The organism is Marinobacter sp. 1-4A, assembly GCF_016597725.1.
In the GTDB taxonomy this organism is placed as follows: Bacteria; Pseudomonadota; Gammaproteobacteria; order Pseudomonadales; family Oleiphilaceae; genus Marinobacter.
This window is the reverse complement of the sequence record NZ_VCGY01000007.1, coordinates 21135-40959: the sequence shown is the minus strand read 5'-3', so window position 1 is coordinate 40959 and position 19825 is coordinate 21135. Positions and strand designations below refer to the sequence as shown.

18 protein-coding genes are annotated in these 19825 nt (G+C 53.3%); 11 read left to right on the top strand and 7 right to left on the bottom strand.

Going from position 1 to position 19825, the window contains the following annotated elements:
• The first annotated feature begins 54 nt into the window (after positions 1-54).
• A complete protein-coding gene (locus FE845_RS14625) occupies positions 55-1008 on the top strand; it encodes a YheT family hydrolase (RefSeq protein ID WP_200366057.1) in 954 nt (317 codons plus the stop codon).
• Positions 1009-1015: 7 nt separating this feature from the next.
• Here FE845_RS14625 and FE845_RS14620 read toward each other — a convergent pair whose 3' ends face one another.
• Entirely contained in the window at positions 1016-1645 is a 630-nt protein-coding gene (locus FE845_RS14620) for an arylesterase (protein WP_200366045.1), read from the bottom strand.
• 58 nt (positions 1646-1703) lie between these two features.
• On the opposite strand from FE845_RS14620, the gene FE845_RS14615 reads away from it, so the two are divergent.
• Positions 1704-2423, top strand: a complete 720-nt coding sequence (locus tag FE845_RS14615; protein ID WP_265092052.1) for an ABC transporter ATP-binding protein — start codon at positions 1704-1706, stop codon at positions 2421-2423.
• On the top strand, positions 2423-4909 hold the full coding sequence (locus tag FE845_RS14610) for an ABC transporter permease (protein WP_200366042.1): 2487 nt from the start codon (positions 2423-2425) through the stop codon (positions 4907-4909). The genes FE845_RS14615 and FE845_RS14610 overlap by 1 nt, the downstream gene beginning before the upstream one ends.
• 28 nt (positions 4910-4937) lie before the next feature.
• Here the strand turns inward: FE845_RS14610 and FE845_RS14605 are convergent, their stop codons facing one another.
• The 4 genes from FE845_RS14605 to FE845_RS14590 form a co-directional block, all read right to left on the bottom strand.
• Positions 4938-5720 (bottom strand): substrate-binding periplasmic protein, encoded by a 783-nt coding sequence (locus FE845_RS14605; protein ID WP_200366039.1) that lies wholly within the window; start codon positions 5718-5720, stop codon positions 4938-4940.
• A gap of 177 nt (positions 5721-5897) precedes the next feature.
• Positions 5898-7085: an iron-containing alcohol dehydrogenase gene (locus FE845_RS14600; protein ID WP_200366036.1), complete on the bottom strand. Its 1188-nt coding sequence runs from the start codon at positions 7083-7085 to the stop codon at positions 5898-5900.
• Positions 7086-7631 carry a hypothetical protein gene (locus tag FE845_RS14595; RefSeq protein ID WP_200366034.1) on the bottom strand — a complete coding sequence of 182 codons (546 nt, stop codon included), beginning with the start codon at positions 7629-7631 and terminating at the stop codon, positions 7086-7088. It lies immediately after the preceding gene.
• Positions 7632-7801: 170 nt separating this feature from the next.
• A complete protein-coding gene (locus FE845_RS14590) occupies positions 7802-9034 on the bottom strand; it encodes a M48 family metalloprotease (RefSeq protein WP_200366473.1) in 1233 nt (410 codons plus the stop codon).
• Between the two features lie 151 nt (positions 9035-9185).
• Between FE845_RS14590 and FE845_RS14585 the strand changes: the two genes are divergently transcribed.
• The 6 genes from FE845_RS14585 to FE845_RS14560 all read left to right on the top strand — a co-directional run bounded on the left by FE845_RS14585 (position 9186) and on the right by FE845_RS14560 (position 15329).
• The gene (locus FE845_RS14585) at positions 9186-9656 is read left to right on the top strand and encodes a PaaI family thioesterase (protein ID WP_200366032.1); all 471 of its coding nucleotides are present in this window, start codon (positions 9186-9188) and stop codon (positions 9654-9656) included.
• Positions 9653-10087, top strand: a complete 435-nt coding sequence (locus tag FE845_RS14580; protein WP_200366030.1) for a PaaI family thioesterase — start codon at positions 9653-9655, stop codon at positions 10085-10087. Before FE845_RS14585 ends, FE845_RS14580 begins: the two co-directional genes overlap by 4 nt.
• Positions 10088-10388: 301 nt before the next feature.
• Entirely contained in the window at positions 10389-12281 is a 1893-nt protein-coding gene (gene htpG / locus FE845_RS14575; RefSeq protein ID WP_200366027.1) for a molecular chaperone HtpG, read from the top strand.
• A gap of 5 nt (positions 12282-12286) precedes the next feature.
• On the top strand, positions 12287-12505 hold the full coding sequence (locus tag FE845_RS14570) for a DUF2835 domain-containing protein (protein ID WP_200366025.1): 219 nt from the start codon (positions 12287-12289) through the stop codon (positions 12503-12505).
• A gap of 187 nt (positions 12506-12692) precedes the next feature.
• On the top strand, positions 12693-14207 hold the full coding sequence (locus FE845_RS14565) for a catalase (RefSeq protein ID WP_200366023.1): 1515 nt from the start codon (positions 12693-12695) through the stop codon (positions 14205-14207).
• Between the two features lie 132 nt (positions 14208-14339).
• On the top strand, positions 14340-15329 hold the full coding sequence (locus tag FE845_RS14560) for a tRNA dihydrouridine synthase (RefSeq protein WP_200366021.1): 990 nt from the start codon (positions 14340-14342) through the stop codon (positions 15327-15329).
• A gap of 6 nt (positions 15330-15335) precedes the next feature.
• Here the strand turns inward: FE845_RS14560 and FE845_RS14555 are convergent, their stop codons facing one another.
• Positions 15336-16349, bottom strand: a complete 1014-nt coding sequence (locus tag FE845_RS14555; protein ID WP_200366019.1) for a class I fructose-bisphosphate aldolase — start codon at positions 16347-16349, stop codon at positions 15336-15338.
• Positions 16350-16523: 174 nt separating this feature from the next.
• Between FE845_RS14555 and FE845_RS14550 the strand changes: the two genes are divergently transcribed.
• The gene (locus FE845_RS14550; RefSeq protein ID WP_200366017.1) at positions 16524-18602 is read left to right on the top strand and encodes a dehydrogenase; all 2079 of its coding nucleotides are present in this window, start codon (positions 16524-16526) and stop codon (positions 18600-18602) included.
• Between the two features lie 7 nt (positions 18603-18609).
• On the opposite strand, the gene FE845_RS14545 is transcribed toward FE845_RS14550, so the two are convergent.
• A complete protein-coding gene (locus FE845_RS14545) occupies positions 18610-18876 on the bottom strand; it encodes a DksA/TraR family C4-type zinc finger protein (RefSeq protein WP_200366461.1) in 267 nt (88 codons plus the stop codon).
• 130 nt (positions 18877-19006) lie between these two features.
• On the opposite strand from FE845_RS14545, the gene FE845_RS14540 reads away from it, so the two are divergent.
• Positions 19007-19765: a DUF1499 domain-containing protein gene (locus FE845_RS14540; protein WP_200366015.1), complete on the top strand. Its 759-nt coding sequence runs from the start codon at positions 19007-19009 to the stop codon at positions 19763-19765.
• Positions 19766-19825 lie beyond the last annotated feature (60 nt).

The following is a 19825-nucleotide window of genomic DNA, read 5'->3' as shown; positions in this document are numbered from 1 at the left end:
TTTGAGTTGGATGGTCAACCCCCTGATATAAAAGGTCAAAATTTGTACCGCAGTATGGCTCATCAATATCGTCCTCCACACTGGTTACGCAGTGGTCATATTCAATCCATATGGCCAGCGCTGTTTCGCAAGGTATCCCTCGAAGATCCGGAAACCGAAGTGTTGCCTACGGACGACAAAGACGAACTGCATCTGGATTGGCACAGGCAAGGTAACAACCGTTTGGCCATTATTTCCCACGGGCTGGAAGGTCATAGCCGTCGACCATACGTGCTGGGGCTGACGCGAGCTTTGTTAGCGGAGGGTTGGGACGTTTTGGCCTGGAACTTCCGCTCCTGCGGCGGTGTGATGAATCATCAACCAAGGTTTTATCACAGTGGCGCAACTGAAGATCTGCGCCGGGTGGTCGATCATGGCATGGCTCAGAATTATAAAACGGTGTTTTTGTCCGGCTTTAGTATGGGCGGGAACCTCACCTTGCTGTACCTCGCGCAGCAGGGTGAGCGCGTTGACAGCAGAATTTGCGGTGCCGTAGCTTATTCAGTGCCCTGCGATTTAGCGGGCAGTGCGGATAAGCTAGCTCTGCCGAGCAGAAAAATCTATATGCAGAGGTTTCTGAAAGATCTTCGCGTAAAAATGGTCGAAAAAGCGCAAACGTTTCCCGATCTTGTTGATGTTTCCGGTTTTGATGCTATTCAGGATTTTCACCAATTTGACGATCGCTATACGGCGCCGTTGCACGGATTCGAGAATGCTGAAGAATACTGGGCCCAATGCTCTGCATTGGGGCGGTTGAAAGATATTCGTGTACCCGCTCTGATGGTTAACGCAGCGGACGACCCGTTTCTGTCGCCCAGTTGTTTTCCCGAATCGCCCTCTATTCTAGGAGCCCATGTGCGCATCGATGCGCCGAAGTGGGGTGGCCATGTTGGGTTTGTCGAGCATGGACATGACGGCTATTACTGGTCCGAGCGCCGGGCCCTTGCCTTTTTGCAGGGTGTGGAGTGATTTAAGCCTATTCAAGCAAAGGTTTTAACTTTGGCCATACATTTTCAAGCAGCTTGGGCTGTGCCTCCGCAGTGGGGTGAATGCCGTCTCCCTGCATTAAGTTCTCTTGGTCGTAAATTCCGTCTAAAAAGAAGGGAACCAGAGCGGTGTTATAGCTGTCTGAAAGCGCAGGAAATATGTCGGCAAACATTTGTGTATAGCGTTGGCCGTAGTTGGGAGGGATTTGCATACCAACCAGAATGGTGCGCGCGCCTGAGTTCTGGGCATTCTCAACCATGGTTGCAAGGTTTGACTTGATCACCTCTGGCGGAAAGCCGCGCAAGCCATCGTTACCGCCTAGCTCGATAATAACCACGGAGGGACTGTTCTTCTCAAGCAACTCAGGCAACCGGCGTACACCGCCATCTGTGGTTTCGCCGCTTATGCTGGCATTCACCACGCGCCAGTTGCTTAGGCCGTTTTCTTGCAAACGCTGGCGTAATAACTGCACCCAGGCTGTTTCCGACGGTACGCCGTAAGCTGCGCTGAGGCTGTCACCTAAAACGAGCAGCGTTTGCTGGCCAGCTAAGATAGGCGTGGCAACAGAAACAGCGAAAAGGAATACGATTGATCTTACGTACAGTAATAGCGTATGCATAAACAGCCTGACTACCTTAATAAATGGACGTGTTTTTCCCGGGAGCCCCGTAAACAACATGCAGACTACACATTCTGACAGCCAACGCCCCATGTTGCGCGTTGAAAACCTGACTCATCGCGTGAGTCTGGAAACAGATACGCTGACGATATTGAAGGGGGTTAGCCTTGAAATCAATCGGGGAGAATCCGTAGCCATAGTTGGTCGCTCCGGTTCGGGTAAAACCACCTTGCTGGGGCTGCTTGCTGGTCTTGATACGCCCACTGAAGGGACGGTTGAGCTAGACGGCGCCATTATCAGCAAGTTAAGCGAAGATGAACGCGCCCAGTTGCGAGCCCATCGCGTGGGCTTTGTGTTCCAGTCATTTCAATTGCTTCCGGCGCTAACGGCTTTGGAAAACGTTATGTTGCCGCTGGAATTGGCCGGACTGGACGCGCCGGAAAAGCGCGCCAAAGAGCTTCTTGAGCGCGTAGGGCTGGGTGAGCGACTTGCCCACACGCCCAGACAGTTGTCCGGCGGCGAACAGCAACGCGTGGCTATTGCCCGGGCCTTTGCCTCAGAGCCAGCCATATTGTTTGCCGATGAGCCAACCGGCAATCTGGATAACCGCACAGGGCAGGAAATCTCCGATCTGTTGATGGCGCTGAACCAAGAACAGGGCACCACACTGGTAATGGTTACCCATGATGAACAGCTAGCTGCCCGCTGTTCCCGGCAGTTCCATATTGAAGCAGGCGAGTTGACCGAGCCGGTTGCGCAGGCGGAGTTTGAACACTGATGGCCGCTGCAAAAAAATTAATGTCTGTACGCCGCGATTGGCGTGAGCGGGATGTTCGAGTCGTTTTAGCGGCACTGATTATTGCCGTCGCTACCGTTGCCACCATTGCTCTATTCGCCAGTCAGTTGCAACGCACTCTGGTGTCTTCCGCCAGTTCTTTTCTAGCCGCAGACCGGCAGCTAGAGGCCGAGAACGGACGCCCGGTGCCTGAAAACTGGATGGTGGAGGCCACGGATCGTGGGCTTGAAACCGGCCGCATGGTGGAGTTCTCTACCATGGTGTTTGGCAGTGATGCGTTTCAATTGGTATCCATAAAAGCCGTAAGCAATGAGTATCCTCTGCGCGGTGATCTGGACATCCAAGGGGCTTCTGAGGGTTCCCGAGAGCAAGTCCAACACGGGCCAGCGCCCGGGAAAGTCTGGATCAACCCCAGACTGTTGCGGTTATTGGATATCCAAATCGGCGACTCTCTCGAAGTTGGCAGCCGGAGTTTAACGGTATCGGGCGTACTGCTTCGAGAGCCGGATGGCGGGTTCAGTCTCTCTGCACTTGCGCCGAGAGTGATGATGCATGTAGACGACGTTGCCTCCACCGGCGTCCTTCAAGAAGGGAGTCGTTTTAAGTATGTGTATTTGTTTGCCGGTAACGAGGATGTGCTTGAATCCTACTATGAATGGCTTAAGCCACAACTTGAGCCAAGCCATGAGTGGGAAGGTGTACGGGATGGCGAAACCTTTTCGCGCTCTTTAGAGCGCGCAGAGAGCTTCTTGTTGCTGGGTGGGAGTCTGGCGGTACTCCTTGCCGCTGTGGCTGTTGCGGTTGCCAGTCGGCAATACGCGCTGTCGCAAAGAGATACCGTTGCACTGCTCAAAACCCTTGGTCTCGGTAGCTCCGGAATCGGGCGGCTCTACCTGAGGCGCCTGTCTCTCTGGGGCGTGACGGGAATGGTCGGGGGGCTACTGGTGGCGCTTCCGCTGTTTTGGCTGCTCACTCGGTTGCTCAGTGAGGCGCTGGAAAGGCCAGTAGAATTTCAGCTGGATTCATCGGCTCTCACCCCTGCATTACTGACAGCAGTGGTTTCCCTGTTTGCCTTTGCATACCCGCCCATCCGGCGTCTGAGGAATGTTCCTGCAATGCGTGTATTGCGTAGCCAGCCGGGCGAAACAGGGCGGGAAGCCTTGCCAGACATGTTGATTGCCATTGTGGCCGTGTTCGGTTTGGTTTGGTTATACGCGGGTGAGTTGTCTCTGGTAATTGCTCTTTTGGGCGGCCTTGCGCTTCTGCTTGGGGCTCTGGGGCTTTTGGGTAGCCTATTGGTTGCATCGTTACGTAAGGTTCGTGGCGGCGGGCATGCCTGGCGTCTGGCTTTGGTTGGGCTGTATCGCCATCGTCGAGCCAGTCTTTCGCAAATAGCAGTGTTTGCCATGACGCTAATGCTAGCAACAACGCTGATTTTGGTGCGCACCTCGTTACTGGACGACTGGCAGGCGCAGCTTCCCGATGATGCACCAAACCACTTTTTGATCAACATTGCTCCAGATGCGGTAGACGAGGTTGCCGACTACTGGAAAGAGCGTGGTCAGCCGCTGGATCAACTTTACCCCATGGTGCGGGGTCGCCTGACAGAGTTGAATGGTCAGCCAGTGAAAGAGGTGGTGAGCAAAGACCAGCGGGTAGGGGCACTTAACAGAGAGCTGAACCTAACCTGGATGGCTACGCTCCCGAAAGATAACAATATTGTCGAAGGCAGCTGGTTTGAGGAAGGCCAAACGAACGGTGTATCTGTAGAGGCAGATCTGGCCGAAGCACTTGGCTTGGCATTGGGGGATGAGCTCACGTTTACCATCGGTTCCGACAAAGTCACGGAAGCCGTCACCAGCATCCGCACGGTTCAGTGGGACAGCATGAAGCCTAATTTCTACATGGCGTTCCCTCCGGAGGGCGGGCTCACCAATATGCCGGCTACCTGGATAACCAGCTTTTATCTTCCTAAAGATAAGAAAAGCGCGTTGAATGAATTCTCACGCCGTTTTCCAACGGTGTCCTTGTTGGAAATAGATAACATTATCGAACGCATACAGGAGATTGTCCGGCAGGTTACTCAGGCGATAGAGGCGATTTTGGTGCTGATACTGGCTGCAGCCTTGGTGGTTATGGCTGCGGTGGTTAGCGCTACGCTTCAAGACCGCCAAAGGGAGGGCGCGCTGTTGCGAACTCTTGGTGGGCGCCAGAGTTTGCTTGTGCGTAGCACCATGTTGGAGTTTGCACTGCTCGGCGGTTTTGCCGGTATTCTGGGCGTTGCAGCGGCCGAAGCTGCGGTATGGGCTTTGCAATTCCGTATGTTTGAGGGGAACTTCAGCTGGCACTGGCAAGTGGTGTTGCCTATACCTGTTATTAGTGCGGTGGTACTGTCTTTGTTCGGGAGATGGCAGTTGAGGCCCGTGCTGAGTGTTTCGCCCATGCTTTTGCTGCGGCGGCTTGAATAACGCAAAGGCTTGCTTGTTGCTCAGCGGTTTACTGATAATTCGCGAGAATGGCTTCTAGCTCGCCGCTCTCGCGAATACGTGCAAGCTCCGCATTGAACTTATCGACAAAAAGCTGTGAATCCTTGCGCAGCATCAACCGGAAGCCGCAGGAGCTGATGTCCGCAGAGGAAACCGTAAACTGATCCTGCAAACCTTCGTTTTTCAGTATCCATTTTCCCACGAGCAAATCGGCCACCGCTGCATCAAAGCGGTCGCCGTGCAGTAAAAAGTTAAACATATCCCGATCTTGGGAAACGTCAAAGCGCTTAATAGCACCGGATTCGAAATGCGGCTGTAGCTCCGGGTAAAGGTAGCCTAAGTGCGTAACAACCGTTTTAGAGAACAGGTCTTCCGCCGTTTGGTAGGTTTCCTCGGCATGCTTGGGCGTAAAAAGCACTTCCTGAATGTCTACCACCGGTTCCGTAAATAGAAAGCTTTCGGGCTCGTGTGTCCATTCGAACGCCCGTGGAGTGGCATCTACATAGCCGTCCAGCAGCATCTGGTCCACGCGTTTACGAGGGATTTTTTCGGCCACTAATTGATAGCCCAAACGCTCGGTAATCAGTGAAACCACATCCCACATAATACCCGAGGGCTCCTCTTGATCCGTGATCATGTAGGGCGGGTAACCATTAGGGGAGATGTTGAGACGGAATACGTTTGCATCGCTTTCCGCAGCAGCGTTGGAGCATAGAAACATTGCGAGCAGAGGTAGGAAGAAGGCAGAGCGCCTTGTAAAAGCTATAAACCAGTGAGGTTTTCGGTATTTCATTAAATAAAACTCTCTGGGGGACAATGCCGTCCTTAGAAGAACTGACCCGGCCAAATCCCTGCCAGAAAGAGTGTGATTGTTACGCTTCTACCCCGTTATTTCAATATTTGAGAGTAATGTAATGTTACCAAGGAGCAGAGCCCTGAGTTTGGGCTCTGCTTTTCTTCTGGTGGTCACTTAGGCCCAGGCGCGCTGCAGAACAGCACGGGCGTCCTTCAGAGTCACTTCTTTCGGGTTGAACATGATAGAGCCATCGTCCAGAGCCATCTCTGCAATAGCGTCCAGCTGCTCTTCCGTCACCTTGCCGGTTTCTTTCAGTGTGCGTGGTAACTGACACCGCTTATAAAGTGCATCCCGCAGCTTGCGTAGGGCCGAAATGCTGGCTTCCGCGCGGCGGCTGGCGGGTGTGGCTGCATATATTTCCGGGCCTTCCAAATACAGCAGCAATTCCCCTAAAGGCCCACGAATGGTTTCAAGGTTGTACTCAAGCACGTAGGGCAGGTACAGGCTCATGCACAAGCCGTGGGGCAGGTGGCATATAGCACCTGTGGCATGGCCAAGAGAGTGAACCAGACCAACCATGGAGTTTGAAAAAGCAATGCCTGCCATGGTGGATGCTTGAGCCAACTCAAGCCTGCCGTCGCTGTCTTTCGGGTTGTCCATTACCTGTAACAGTGAATGGCTGACCTTCTTGATAGCCGCTGCCGCATAGGCATCGCTCAGGGGGTTTTTAGCCATGCAGGTGAACGACTCGACTGCGTGAGTCATGGCGTCCATGGCCGTTGCCGCCGTAATGTGGGGCGGTAGGGTTAGCGTCATGCGCGGGTCGATAACAGCCGCGTTGGGCAGCAGGTACGACGAGGTAAAGGGTAGTTTTACGCCTTTTTTCTCATCGGTGATGACGGCAATTGAGGTAACTTCCGAGCCGGTTCCTGCCGTGGTTGGCACCACCAGAAAGGGTTTTAGCGGGCGCTTTAACACACCGGCACCGGTGTACTTGGCAACGTCATCTCCACCTTCAGACACCAAAATATTCACCGCCTTACCCGTGTCTATAGCCGAGCCACCACCAATCGCAATGATGGAGTCGCACTTTTCCTTGCGGTAGATAGCGGCAATATCCCGAACTACAGTGGTGGAAGAATCCGGTGGTACATCGTCGTAAATACTGACGATTTCAAGACCGCTTTCCTCACAGGCTGCAATCACCGGGTCCAGCAGACCCGCGGCACGAACGCCCTTATCAGTCACAATCATCGGCCGTTTCGCGGCGAGCCCGCCTAGTTCGTAGGGAATGTGCTCAAGGGCCGCTTTTCCGGCAATGACTTTTACCGGGCAGAAGAACTCATAGTAAGAATTAGACATTTAGGCTCTCGCTGTCTGGATAAAATGGGTGGCGACTTTCAGGTAAATCTGTGCCGCACTGATTAGTTTTTCCGGCAGGTGAAGGTTCTCCGGATATTCCTTTACCGCACGTTTGGCGATGATTTTGGGCAAAATGAAGGATTCCAGTCGATTGAGCACACGGGTCATGCGCACGGCATAGCTCACATCGCCATCAACCAGCATGCGGTCATGGGCAAAGGCGATTGAGGTTTTCTCCTGAAACGACAGCACCAAAAATGCGTGGGTAAGGTGTTTAAACTGAATGGATACATCCACCGCGCGGGGTGCAGAATCGCCATGATAGTGGAATCGGCCTCCGCCGATGTGTTCTACGATCAGCTTGGCCCCCTCGGGCATCACCATCATTTCGAACAGAAATCCCTCAGGCAGAGCCTGAGCTTCTTTCTGAACCTCGCCGTCAACCTCACTGACTGCCTGAAGAGCTCGCCCCATAACCTGAAACATAAGCTCGACATACAGGCGCTTTGCCTGAGAAGCCATAGGTTGGATACGTTTCGCTAACATGTCCGTCACCTGATATTAGTTATCGATAGCTGATTTTTAGAGTTATTGCTCTAAAAGTCAATGCTCATGATGACGGCATACCGGCGCGCTCCACGCAAACCGAAACGCAGAAATAAAAAAAGGCCGAAGTCTCAAGGAGTTCGGCCCTGTATTTAATATGAATTATACGATTACTGGGTGAGAGCGGCCAGTTTTCGCCGTGCTTCTTCGGCAATATCGCCGCTGGATTCTGCCGCTTTGCTGTAATAAGCGATGGCTTCCTTACGGTTGTTCTCCTTTACCGCAATATCCCCAAGCCTGAGAAAGGCGATGGAGGTTGGCACAACCTCGTTTGCCCGGGTCAGGTTCTCGCGTGCCTTGCTGAGATTGTTTAGCGCAAGTGCGTTAAGCCCGCTGTGTAAGCGATAAACAAACATTTCGGGATACAAAGACACTGCCTTATCGAAATCAGCAGAGGCTTTATCCGGATTATTCAGCTCCTGATGGATACGCCCACGCAATGAATAGAACATAGCCTCGCGAGGTAACACATTGATGGCCTCGTCAACCTTCTTCAGAGCCGCATTCATATCCCCGCCAGATGCCAACTTCATGGCCTTATCGTGAGCATCGTAGGCAGGCTGAACCTTGCGCAGAAAGGCCGTTTTCTTCTGATAGATATCGGCTCCGCGATAGCCACCGGCACCTACCTTATTCACCAACTTGCTGTTCTCGCGCACACGCTTCGAAGAAGGCGGATGCGTTGCGAAGAGGCCGTCTACAAAGCCTGCTTCACGGCCTTTGGACATTTCAAGAAAGATTTCCTGCAGCTCTACGGCAGCTTGCGGATCGTAGCCCGCCTTTTTCATATAAACGATGCCGTAGTGATCCGACTCCAGCTCATCTCCCTGACCGTACTGCGCTAAAGCGAGCTGAGCTCCCATAGCGGCACCACCCATCAGAAGCCCGGCCCACTGACTGTCTGACAGTGCAAAGCCCAGACCTGCCACTCCGGCGTTAATCAGCATTCCCTGCTGCATGCGCTGAACACTGTGGCGGGCAGCCGCGTGTACAATCTCATGTCCAAGCACAGATGCGAGTTGGGCTTCATCATCAAACTTAACCAGTAGCCCCCGGTTAATCGCAATCTTGCCTCCGGGCAAAGCCCAAGCGTTGGGAACGCTGCTGTTTAGCACCACAAACTCATAGGGTAGATCAGGGCGGTCACTTACCCGAGCCATCTTTTGGCCAACTTCTCTTACGTAGAGCGTTAGCTCGGGATCAACGTAGAATTGCCCGCCTTGAGTCTGTTGGGTAGGCGTATACTGCTCGGCGCCCAGCGCAAGTTCTTGGCCTTCACCAATTAACGAAAGCTGTTTCTCGCCAGTTACCGGGTTTACAGCACACCCTGTAAGTAGCAGCATTAGCGCTAAAACCGGCGCGCAGCGTTGCAAAACGGCGTTTTTCACTCTCAACCCCTGTTATTGAATTTAAGAAACATATAATTACACGGCTGCTGCCAGCTTTAAATACTGGTAGCTTAAAACCCATACATGAACCACAGGTTTGTTCTGAATGGACAATCAAATCCGAACCGACCGGGTTACCCGGTTTATCAACACGCTCAACCAAGCCAAAGAGCTTGGGTTGAGGGTTACCGAAACCACCGAGTGCAGCCTAACCCTTTGCCTGCCTTACAACGAACGAATCATCGGCAACCCAGACACAGGCGTGATCCATGGCGGCGCCATCACCACCCTGATGGACACCACATCCGGCTCACTCATGCTCTGCGCTTTGGACGTATTCGAACTCTGCCCCACACTGGACCTAAGGGTTGACTACATGCGCCCAGCCGAACCGCACAAGCCTGTTTATGCAAGAGCTGAAGTTTACAAAATGACCCGCAATATAATCTTTACCCGTTGCGAGGCCTACCAAGAAAGCGGCGAAACGGTAGCTAATTGCGTGGCTACTTTTATGCGCATCGGCCCTGAAGCTCTACCAAAAGCCTACCGCGAGAAAATCACTGGAGGCCCGGTATGACCGACCCTGAAATCCTAAGCTACACCCGAGAAACCGGTGACTTCTCACGCTTGATCAACAGCATCCCCTATGCAAAATTCATAGGCTTGGAATGCGACCAGTTTGGCGACGACCTCATCTTCCGCCTACCTGCAAAAGACCAAAACCTTGGCAACCCGGTATTACCTGCGATACACGGCGGCGTAATCGGCGGCTTCATGGAACTCTCTGCTGCAATCTACCTCATGCTCGCCCAAGAAACCGTACGCATGCCACGTATCGTCAACTTCTCATTGGACTACCTCCGCGCAGGCCTCGACCGCGAAACCTACGCCGAATGCAAGCTAACGCGCCAAGGCAATCGCGTAGCGAACGTAATGATCACCGCTTGGCAAAAATCCCGCTCCAAACCGATCTCCACCGCAAGAGCGCACTTCTTGCTGGAAGACTGATCCGGTTAGCATGTAGGGGCTTGAAAACCTTCGGAGTGACCCCATTTTCCTGCAATACGAACTCACAAGCTGGATAACACGGGAGCAAGGGGCTTCTCTAAAACCGTGCGGAGCCATGGGTGAAGAGTGAAAACTCTTCACGGACTGGCCAAGGATGGCCAGGCCAGGACTTTCACTGCGACGCAGGAGCAATAAGCAGTGAAAGGCGGAGCCGAGCTACAAGGATGTATTCACAGCGTGTTTTGGAGAAGCCCCTTGCTCCCGTGTTTCACTCAAATGTCGATTGCAGGAGAAAAAATAGATGACCGTTGAATCGCAAAAAGAGACCTTAGGATTCCAGACCGAAGTAAAACAACTACTTCACCTGATGATCCATTCCCTGTACTCAAACAAAGAAATCTTCCTCCGCGAACTGATTTCCAACGCCTCCGACGCCGCCGACAAAATGCGCTTCGCCGCAGTCAAAGACGACGGCCTCTACGAAGGCGACTCAGAGCTACAAATACGTCTCGACTTCGACAAAGAAGCCAACACCATCACCCTGACCGACAACGGCATCGGCATGACCCGCGAAGACGTTGTCCAGAATCTGGGCACCATCGCCCGCTCCGGCACCGCAGAATTCCTCAAACAGCTCTCCGGTGACGAAAAGAAAGACAGCAAACTGATCGGCCAATTCGGCGTAGGCTTCTATTCCGCTTTCATCGTGGCCGACAAAGTGGACGTATTCACCCGCCGCGCAGGTGCCCCTGTAGAAGAAGGCGTACATTGGCAATCTGCCGGTGATGGCGAATTTACCATCGAACAAGTTGCCCGCGAAAAGCGTGGCACCGAAATCGTTATCCACCTGAAGCCAGACGCTACCGAATTTGCCGACGGCTTCCGGCTGCGCAACTTGGTCAAAAAATACTCTGACCACATCTCCTTCCCGGTCATCATGAAATCCGAACCGACCGAAGAAGGCGAAGAGCCCAAAGACGAAACCGTTAACGACGCAACAGCGCTTTGGACTCTGCCCCGTACCGACATCAAAGACGAAGAATACAAAGAGTTCTACAAGCACATCGCTCACGACTTTGAAGACCCGCTTACCTGGTCCCACAACAAAGTAGAAGGCAAGCTGGACTACACCAGCCTGTTGTACATTCCGGCCCGCGCTCCGTTCGACATGTACAACCGTGATGCGCCCCGAGGCTTGAAGCTTTACGTGCAGCGCGTATTCATCATGGATGACGCAGAGCAGTTCCTGCCGTTGTACCTGCGCTTTGCCAAGGGTGTGGTGGATTCCAACGATCTGTCCCTGAACGTATCCCGTGAAATTCTGCAGAACGACTCAACCGTAGACAGCATCCGCACCGCGCTTACCAAGCGTGTGCTGGACATGCTCTCCAAACTGTCGAAGAAAGATGCAGACGAGTACCAGAAGTTCTGGAACGAGTTTGGCACCGTGCTCAAGGAAGGTCCTGCAGAAGATTTCAGCAACCGCGAGAAAATCGCTGGCCTACTGCGCTTTGCTTCTACGCACACAGGTGAGAGCGCCCAGAATGTCTCTCTAGACCAATACATCGAGCGCATGAAAGAAGGTCAGAGCAAGATCTATTACATCACTGCTGACAACTTCATGGCCGCCAAGAGCAGCCCGCATCTGGAAGTTTTCCGCAAAAAAGGCATCGAAGTGCTAATCCTCTCCGATCGTATCGACGAATGGATGATGGGTTACCTCAACGAGTACAACGAAAAACAGTTTCAGGACGTTGCCCGGGGCGATCTTGACCTTGGCGATGTGGAAACCGAAGAAGACAAAAAGCACAAAGAAGAAGCTGCCGAAGAGCACAAAGAGCTGTTGGAACGCATCAAGACGGCCCTCACTGACCGGGTTCAGGAAGTGCGCGTAACCAACCGCCTAACGGATTCTCCTGCGTGCTTGGTAACGGGCGACTTTGATATGGGTGCCCAGATGAAAAAGATCATGGAAGCAGCGGGCCAGAAGGTTCCGGATAGCAAGCCGATCTTTGAAATCAACGTGGATCACCCGCTGGTTCAGCGCCTTGAAAGCGAGAAGGGCGATGAGCGCTTCAACGAGCTCTCCGCTGTGCTTCTGGACCAAGCCACACTGGCCAGCGGCGAGCAGTTGCAAGACCCGGGTGCTTACGTTTCCCGCTTGAACCGTCTGTTGCTGGAACTGGCTAACTAAGCACCATGCACCAGATTATTGTGGACATAAGCATCAGCCCTGATGAGTGGATAAAGCTCTATCAGGGCATTGCTACCGATGTTCACACCCGGGCCCGGGACGGACGCTCAGTCCGTTTCCCGGCCCGAATTCTCTCCCGTTTTTACTTACGCGACGGCGTTCGTGGCTCCTTCCGAATCGTGTTCAATGAGCAAGGCAAGTTTGAGTTCATTGAGCGTATTTAGTGATTATCCTCTATTCATAGTTAAAAGCTTTAACGCCCTTTTCCGGAATTGATTATCCAAACTGCCATCGCAGTGATTCAATGTCGCTAGATGCTTACACCGACACAAGCGATTGCGGAAGGCTTTAGTATCGCCAAGTCTCGGTATAAGCTGATTAGTGGCGTTATGAACTTCAGAGGAATTGACCATGACCGATGAAAAATCGAATAAAAGCAAATGCCCGGTATCACACCTTACAACGGCCTTTGGTGCTCCGGTAGTAGACAACCAGAACTCGATGACGGCTGGTAAGCGTGGGCCAGTGCTGGTTCAGGACGTGTGGCTCAACGAAAAACTCGCCAATTTCGTGCGCGAGGTCATTCCTGAGCGCCGCATGCACGCCAAAGGCTCCGGAGCGTTCGGTACCTTCACCGTAACCAACGATATTACGCGTTACACACGTGCCAAAATTTTCAGTGAAGTCGGGAAGAAGACCGAAATGTTTGCCCGCTTCAGCACCGTGGCAGGGGAGCGGGGCGCGGCCGACGCCGAGCGTGATATTCGAGGCTTTGCGCTCAAGTTCTATACCGAAGAAGGCAACTGGGACATGGTGGGTAACAACACACCTGTGTTCTTCTTGAGGGATGCCAAAAAGTTTCCAGACCTGAATAAAGCAGTAAAACGCGATCCGAAAACCAACATGCGTTCGCCCACGAATAACTGGGATTTCTGGACGCTGCTGCCTGAAGCTCTGCATCAGGTGACTGTAGTCATGTCCGATCGCGGCATTCCCAAGAGCTACCGGCACATGCATGGTTTTGGCAGCCACACCTACAGCTTCTGGAACGAAGCAGGTGAGCGCTACTGGGTGAAATTCCACTTCAAAACCCAGCAGGGCATTGAGAATTTGACCGACGCCGAGGCTGCTGCGGTTGTTGCTGATGACCGTGAAAGCCATCAGCGGGATCTTTTTGAAGCGATTGAGCGTGAAGACTTCCCGCGCTGGAAAATGTATGTGCAGGTGATGCCGGAAGCCGATGCGGAAACTTACCACGTGCACCCGTTTGATCTGACCAAGGTTTGGCCGAAAGGGGACTACCCACTGATCGAGGTCGGCGAGTTTGAGCTAAACCGGAATCCAGAAAATTATCATATGGACGTTGAGCAGGCGGCCTTCTCGCCAGCGAATCTTGTGCCTGGTATAAGCGTGTCCCCGGATAAGATGCTTCAGACGCGGCTGATCAATTACCCCGATTCGCAACGATACCGTCTGGGCGTGAACTATCAGCAAGTGCCGGTCAATGCGGCTAAATGCCCGGTTATGAGTAACCATCGCGATGGTCTTGGCAGGATGGACGGCAACTACGGCAGTTTGCCGCATTATCAGCCAAACAGCTTTGGCCATTGGAAAGATCAGCCCGAATATGCAGAGCCACCGCTCAAGATCGACGGCAATGCGGCTATGTTCGATTTCCGCGAGGATGATGACGATTATTACAGCCAGCCGCGCGCACTCTTTCAGCTAATGACGCCTGCGCAACAGCAGGTACTGTTTGAAAATACAGGGCGAAACATGGGGGATGCTCCTGATTTCATTAAACAGCGCCATATCGATAACTGCACCCGTTGTGACCGGGCTTATGGCGAAGGGGTTGCCAAGGCTTTGGGTATGTCGGTCAAGTCGCCTGATGAGCTGTCTGCTAACCCCGAATTGGATGAGTAAGGACGGCCAGCAATAAAGAGCCCTTCATGAGGAAGAGCCGATCCGTTTAACGGGTCGGTAGCCTTCACTATCAAAGCGAGCGCGAATTGCCTACAATCGCGCTCGCTTCAATTTTGAACAGATGGAGGCTCCATGCGGATCATTCTTGCCCCGATGGAAGGGCTGGTTGATGCACCTATTCGCGAAACGCTTACGAAAGTAGGCGGGATCGACCGGTGCGTGACGGAGTTTATCCGTGTGACCCACAGCATGTTACCGCCAAGGGTCTTTTACAAGTTTGCGCCGGAGCTGCACAACCAGTCACTCACGCAAGTGGGTATCCCCGTGGCGGTCCAGCTTTTGGGTTCAGACCCCGAACAAATGGGCTGGCACGGCCGTAAAGCCTCGGAATTGGGTGCAACACAGGTAGACATCAACTTTGGTTGTCCTGCTAAAACGGTGAATAAGCACAAGGGCGGTTGTGTGCTTATGCGTGAACCGGAGTTAATGTACGACATTGTCGCCGCTGTACGTAAAGCGGTGCCTGCAGACGTACCGGTAACGGCAAAAATGCGTTTGGGGTATGACGATCGCTCGATGGGCGTGGCCTGTGCTCAGGCATTGGAAGCTGCTGGGGCGGAAGAGATCGTCATCCATGCTCGGAGCAAAGTGGATGGCTATAAGCCGCCAGCCTATTGGGAAGAAATTGCCAAAGCCCGGGAAGCGGTAAAAGCCAAAGTTATTGCCAACGGCGAAATTTGGACGGTTGCAGATTATTGGCGCTGCCGTGAAGTGTCTGGCTGTGACGACGTAATGATTGGTCGAGGATTAATTGCACGGCCAGATCTGGCGCGCAAAATTAAAGCTAGCCAACAGGGTGTCGAGGCCGACGATCTAATCTGGCCTGAGGCTGTTGCACTGGTTCGTGAATACGCCGAAGTGCTGCAAGGTTGGCTGGAAGACAAGTACGTAACTGGTCGCATCAAACAGTGGATGAACTTCCTGCGTCAGGGCTATCCGGAAGCCGAGGCCCTATGGCCGCAGGCCCGAAAAATTCGAGAGGTTGCGCCTATGCTGTCGTGTCTGGAACAGGTTGTTCCGGCTTCCGCTGCCATTTCCAAGGCTGCCGTTCAGGCCGCCTGATTTTATTCATGTTTCCATATCAGGCGTGTATTTGCCTAGCGCCGCCGCTCCGTTTAGACGTGCACGTTTTAGCATTGCGGATTGGGTTTGTGCGCGATTGTTAACATCGCCTGCCCAGGCTTTTTGCGCAGGTTCTTGCAGGGCGCGGCCATAGGAAAAGCTTAAATGCCAAGGCTGCTGGCCTAGACTGTTCATGGCGTTCAGGTTCTGTGTCGCTTCTTCAGGGGTTTGTCCCCCGGAAAGAAAGTTAATGCCTGGAACCGCAGCAGGGACCACTCTGCGAAATACCCGCAAGGTTGCCTTAGCTACTTCCTCGGGAGACGCCTTTGCACATACATTGCCGGGGGTCACCATGCTGGGCTTTAGTATGATGGCTTCCAGCAATACACGGTGCCTGCGGAGTGCGTTAAAAACTTCTGTTATGACAGCCTCGTTTACTTCTGCAGAACGCTCAATTGAATGATCGCCATCGATGAGCACTTCCGGCTCCACAATAGGCACAATGCCAATAGCCTGACAAAGCGCGGCATAGCGGGCCAGCATTTCGGCGTTGGCTTCGATCGCCTGTTGCGAGGGTAGCGTGTCAGATACGTTATAAACAGCACGCCACTTGGCAAAGCGGGCGCCTTGGCTTTTGTAGATTTCCAGACGGTCGTCCAGACCGTCTAATCCATAGGTGATCTCGTCCCCCGGGGCGTTCACCAGAGGCTTTTTACCTTTATCTACTTTAATCCCCGGTACTATGCCCTGACGTTCCAACAGCTTTGGCATTGGCAGATTGTCCAAACTGATTTGGCCAAGGGTTTCCTCAAAAAGAATAACGCCGCTTATGAAATCGCCAAGGCCTTCTGGGGAGAAGATCAGGCTACGATATTCCCGCCGCTTGTCTTCCGTGGACTCAACACCAACAGCTGTGAAGCGTTTGGCAATCGTAGGGTGGCTTTCGTCAGCGGCAAGAATCCCCTTGCCCGGCTGAACAAGCTTTTCAATCGTTGAAAGCAGTTCCTTTTGAATACTCATGCTGCCTCTTATCTCGTTGTTAATATGCTAGCGTGTTGAAAGGTTCTCATCTCATTAGTGTAGACCGTTCATTCAACTCAGGTGCCGGTGATAATTTGATCTGCGTTAACGCAGTCACGTGCTCAATGTCCTACGCTTACTGAAATGGCTGCACAACAAAAACAAGGATGAAGTATGAAAACTGTTATCAGCGTAAGCCAAGGCTCTTCGGAATACGATTACGATCTGGAAACCGAGTTTTTGGGGCAGTCGTTCCGAGTTATTCGCGCAGGAACCGACGGGGACCTTTCTCGCGCTGTCGCACTTCTGAAAACCTATCACGAGCGCGCCGATGCATTTGGCCTCAGTATGGTTTCTGACCATTATCAGGTTGGCTCGGTAAAACTGGAGCATCCGGATACCGCCAAGCTTGAAGCCTGTATTCCGGACAAACCGATCACCAGTGGAGCTGGCCTGCGCGGTATTCTTCAAGAGTGGGCTGTGCGCCTTACCCAAACGGAACTGGGGCACTTCTTTGATAACGCCCGGGTTCTATTCCTGAATGGGCAAGCGGGCTACAGGGTAGCGAAGGCCCTTTCCGAGCATACCGACAACCTGTTTTTTGCCGACCCCTATATGGATTTTGGTGTGCCGCGGTTGCTTACCTCCCTCAAGCAGCTTGAAACATACAGTTCGTTGACTGCGCCGATAATGTTCCGCCCGTCAGCTGTGAAGACGCTTGAAGCCGTGCTCCGCACACCGCTGTACCGGTTGGGAGAAGGGCTGATTAAAGGCTCTCTGCATCAGGCAGCTAAAGACGCCCAGGTTATTGTTTCCCACATGGGAGATCTGGCGAACTTTACCGAGAAGGAGTTGGACGGCAAGACCATTATCACCTCCCGTGTTACAGACGAGGCGATGGACTGGCTGCGTTCCCGTAAGGTTGCCATGGTCGTGGATTACAGCCCATGGCTGGAAGGCAGGCCGCTGGGTGTGAACGTGATGGAAGCCATGATCAGCGCGGCACTGTCCCGCTCGCCGGAGCAACTGGGTGCTGACGATTATCTGGGCGTGATTCAGAGCTTGGGAATAGAACCCCGAATCTTGTATCCCAACGGCTACCGGAGGATAAACCGGTTCGCCTTTGTGATTCACCCACTGTCACAGCAGTATCTCACCAAAACTCGGCCGTTGGATTGGGTGGCCAGCGTGTCACCACCGATGGTGATGAACCTTGTGGAAAAAGCTGTGGCCTACGCACCACCGTTTATCTATTCGAAAGTAACCGGTATCAAGTCGCCCACAGGAGACGAGGTAGAAGGCTGGTTGATTACCGTAGGCGGCACGCCGAAAGAGATCATGGCCCACGATCCTGAGTTTACCTACAGCCGGTTGCTGGCGGCCGCCAATCTCGCTAAAAAGCTGGGTGCCCAGATTATGGGGTTGGGTGCATTCACCAAAGTGGTGGGCGATGCAGGTATTACCGTCGCCAAGCGGGCACCACTGCCCATCACTACTGGCAACAGCTATAGCGCATCTGGAGCCCTATGGGCCGCCAAAGATGCGGTGAAAAAATTGGGGCGTGCCCAAATTGGCGAGAACGGAAAGATGGCTGGCAAGGCCATGGTCGTTGGAGCGACCGGCGCAATAGGGTCTGTGTGTGCACGGCTGTTGGCCAAAGCGGTGGATGAGATTTATCTGGCTGCCCCAGAGCCTGCCAAACTGCTATCCCTCAAAGAAAGCATTGAACAGGAAACCCCCGGCGCTATCGTGCATGTGGCCGGTTCTGCCGATCGTGATATCGAAGATATGGACATGATTGTGACGGCGACCTCCGGAGCCGGCAAACGAATTCTGGATATCACCAGAGTAAAGCCGGGTTGCGTGATCACAGACGTGGCTCGACCTTTGGACATATCGGCTGAAGATGTTGCCAAGCGCCCAGACGTGCTGGTTATCGAATCCGGCGAGGTTCAACTGCCGGGCGATGTACACATGAAGAACATCGGCTTGCCCGCAGGAGTTGCCTACGCCTGCTTGGCGGAAACCATCGTGTTAGCGCTGGAAGGGCGGTTCGAGAACTTCACGCTTGGCCGAAACATCGAATGGGAAAAAGTGCGGGATATTTATAAGCTTGGCTTAAAACACGGTATGACGCTGGCGGCTGTTTCGGGCGTGAACGGCGTATTCAGTGAGGAAGACTTCGAGCGGGTAAAAGTGCTGGCGGCTAAAAGCGATGCTGGCGAAACCCCAGACCTAAAAGCGAGCGTTTAACGCTCGACTATCTGAGCTGGCTGTCCTTACTACCCCGGCGGTTAATTCCGCCGGAAGCCGTTTCTTGCTTCTCCAGAGCCGCTTGGCAGTTCACACACAAGCGCACGCCGGGAATGGCTGTGCGTCGTGCCTCCGGAATAGGGCAGTCGCACTCTTCACAGAATTCCGCGCTTTTGCCTTTGCCTAGGCGGCTGCGTGCCTCGGCTACGGCGTCCTCTACACTTGCATCAATCTGATCCTGAACAGCCCCATCGCGGGTCCAGCCACCAGCCATAACCACACTCCCGAGATACATGCACATGTCCAGCATACCAAAGCTAAAGTGATCGGGCTAAGGTGTAGCCTCGTAACTGTTGCTCTGTGAGTTTTCCCTGACTGTTAACATCCAAATAAAAGGAACCGAAATGCTGTCAAAAACAACCCCGGCCCGCCGCGGCGGAAAATGGCCCCTGATTACCGCTTGGCTCGGTGTGGTTTTGCTGATTAGTGCTGGCGCGCTGATAGGTTCCTCTGGGCCAGCTTATAGAGCTGAAATGATCGCATTGAGTACATCCTTCACATGGCTGCGCCAGGGTGCGCAACTTGCAATGGCCGCCGCAGTGTTTGGCCTTGTAACTCTCATACTTGCCGGTGTACTCCGCAGGTGGCGCCCGGCGCTTGTGGGTGCCGTGGTGAGCTTGTCTGTGGTTGCAGTAATCGCTATGCCCATGCAAATGAAACAGCGCGCTCAGAGTGTCCCGCCAATTCACGACATTACAACGGATATGACAAATCCACCTGCTTTCACATTGCTGGCCTCTGCCCGGAAGGAAGCCCCCAATGCAGTGGAGTACCCGGGAGCGGAAACCGCGCGGCAGCAGCAAGCGGCTAATCCGCAGCTGAAGCCGATTACGCTCGATATGCCATTGGCGAGTGCTATGAACGCTGCAAAAGCAACTGTTCAAAACCGTGGTTGGGAGATTGCCGGAGTTACCAACAATACTCTGGAAGCCACCGCAACCACCCCTTGGTTCGGCTTTAAAGATGACGTGGCCATCCGCATGAAGCAAACCGAGGCTGGTGTACTGGTGGATATGCGATCCGCATCACGGCTAGGGAAGAGCGACTTGGGTACCAATGCGGAGCGTATTCAGGCTTTCCTTGAAGACCTGCAAAAGCAATAAATCATTGTTCGGATGCAGTAGGGGTTATACTCTGGGGAATTAGAACGTAACGCTTCTTTT

What these genes read in the sequence shown, in the direction of transcription:
- FE845_RS14625 (WP_200366057.1), top strand. Translation starts at nt 55, where the DNA reads ATGGCTCATCAATATCGTCCTCCACACTGGTTACGCAGTGGTCATATT.
- FE845_RS14620 (WP_200366045.1), bottom strand. Translation starts at nt 1,645, where the DNA reads ATGCATACGCTATTACTGTACGTAAGATCAATCGTATTCCTTTTCGCT.
- FE845_RS14615 (WP_265092052.1), top strand. Translation starts at nt 1,704, where the DNA reads ATGCAGACTACACATTCTGACAGCCAACGCCCCATGTTGCGCGTTGAA.
- FE845_RS14610 (WP_200366042.1), top strand. Translation starts at nt 2,423, where the DNA reads ATGGCCGCTGCAAAAAAATTAATGTCTGTACGCCGCGATTGGCGTGAG.
- FE845_RS14605 (WP_200366039.1), bottom strand. Translation starts at nt 5,720, where the DNA reads ATGAAATACCGAAAACCTCACTGGTTTATAGCTTTTACAAGGCGCTCT.
- FE845_RS14600 (WP_200366036.1), bottom strand. Translation starts at nt 7,085, where the DNA reads ATGTCTAATTCTTACTATGAGTTCTTCTGCCCGGTAAAAGTCATTGCC.
- FE845_RS14595 (WP_200366034.1), bottom strand. Translation starts at nt 7,631, where the DNA reads ATGTTAGCGAAACGTATCCAACCTATGGCTTCTCAGGCAAAGCGCCTG.
- FE845_RS14590 (WP_200366473.1), bottom strand. Translation starts at nt 9,034, where the DNA reads ATGCTGCTACTTACAGGGTGTGCTGTAAACCCGGTAACTGGCGAGAAA.
- FE845_RS14585 (WP_200366032.1), top strand. Translation starts at nt 9,186, where the DNA reads ATGGACAATCAAATCCGAACCGACCGGGTTACCCGGTTTATCAACACG.
- FE845_RS14580 (WP_200366030.1), top strand. Translation starts at nt 9,653, where the DNA reads ATGACCGACCCTGAAATCCTAAGCTACACCCGAGAAACCGGTGACTTC.
- htpG (WP_200366027.1), top strand. Translation starts at nt 10,389, where the DNA reads ATGACCGTTGAATCGCAAAAAGAGACCTTAGGATTCCAGACCGAAGTA.
- FE845_RS14570 (WP_200366025.1), top strand. Translation starts at nt 12,287, where the DNA reads ATGCACCAGATTATTGTGGACATAAGCATCAGCCCTGATGAGTGGATA.
- FE845_RS14565 (WP_200366023.1), top strand. Translation starts at nt 12,693, where the DNA reads ATGACCGATGAAAAATCGAATAAAAGCAAATGCCCGGTATCACACCTT.
- FE845_RS14560 (WP_200366021.1), top strand. Translation starts at nt 14,340, where the DNA reads ATGCGGATCATTCTTGCCCCGATGGAAGGGCTGGTTGATGCACCTATT.
- FE845_RS14555 (WP_200366019.1), bottom strand. Translation starts at nt 16,349, where the DNA reads ATGAGTATTCAAAAGGAACTGCTTTCAACGATTGAAAAGCTTGTTCAG.
- FE845_RS14550 (WP_200366017.1), top strand. Translation starts at nt 16,524, where the DNA reads ATGAAAACTGTTATCAGCGTAAGCCAAGGCTCTTCGGAATACGATTAC.
- FE845_RS14545 (WP_200366461.1), bottom strand. Translation starts at nt 18,876, where the DNA reads ATGGCTGGTGGCTGGACCCGCGATGGGGCTGTTCAGGATCAGATTGAT.
- FE845_RS14540 (WP_200366015.1), top strand. Translation starts at nt 19,007, where the DNA reads ATGCTGTCAAAAACAACCCCGGCCCGCCGCGGCGGAAAATGGCCCCTG.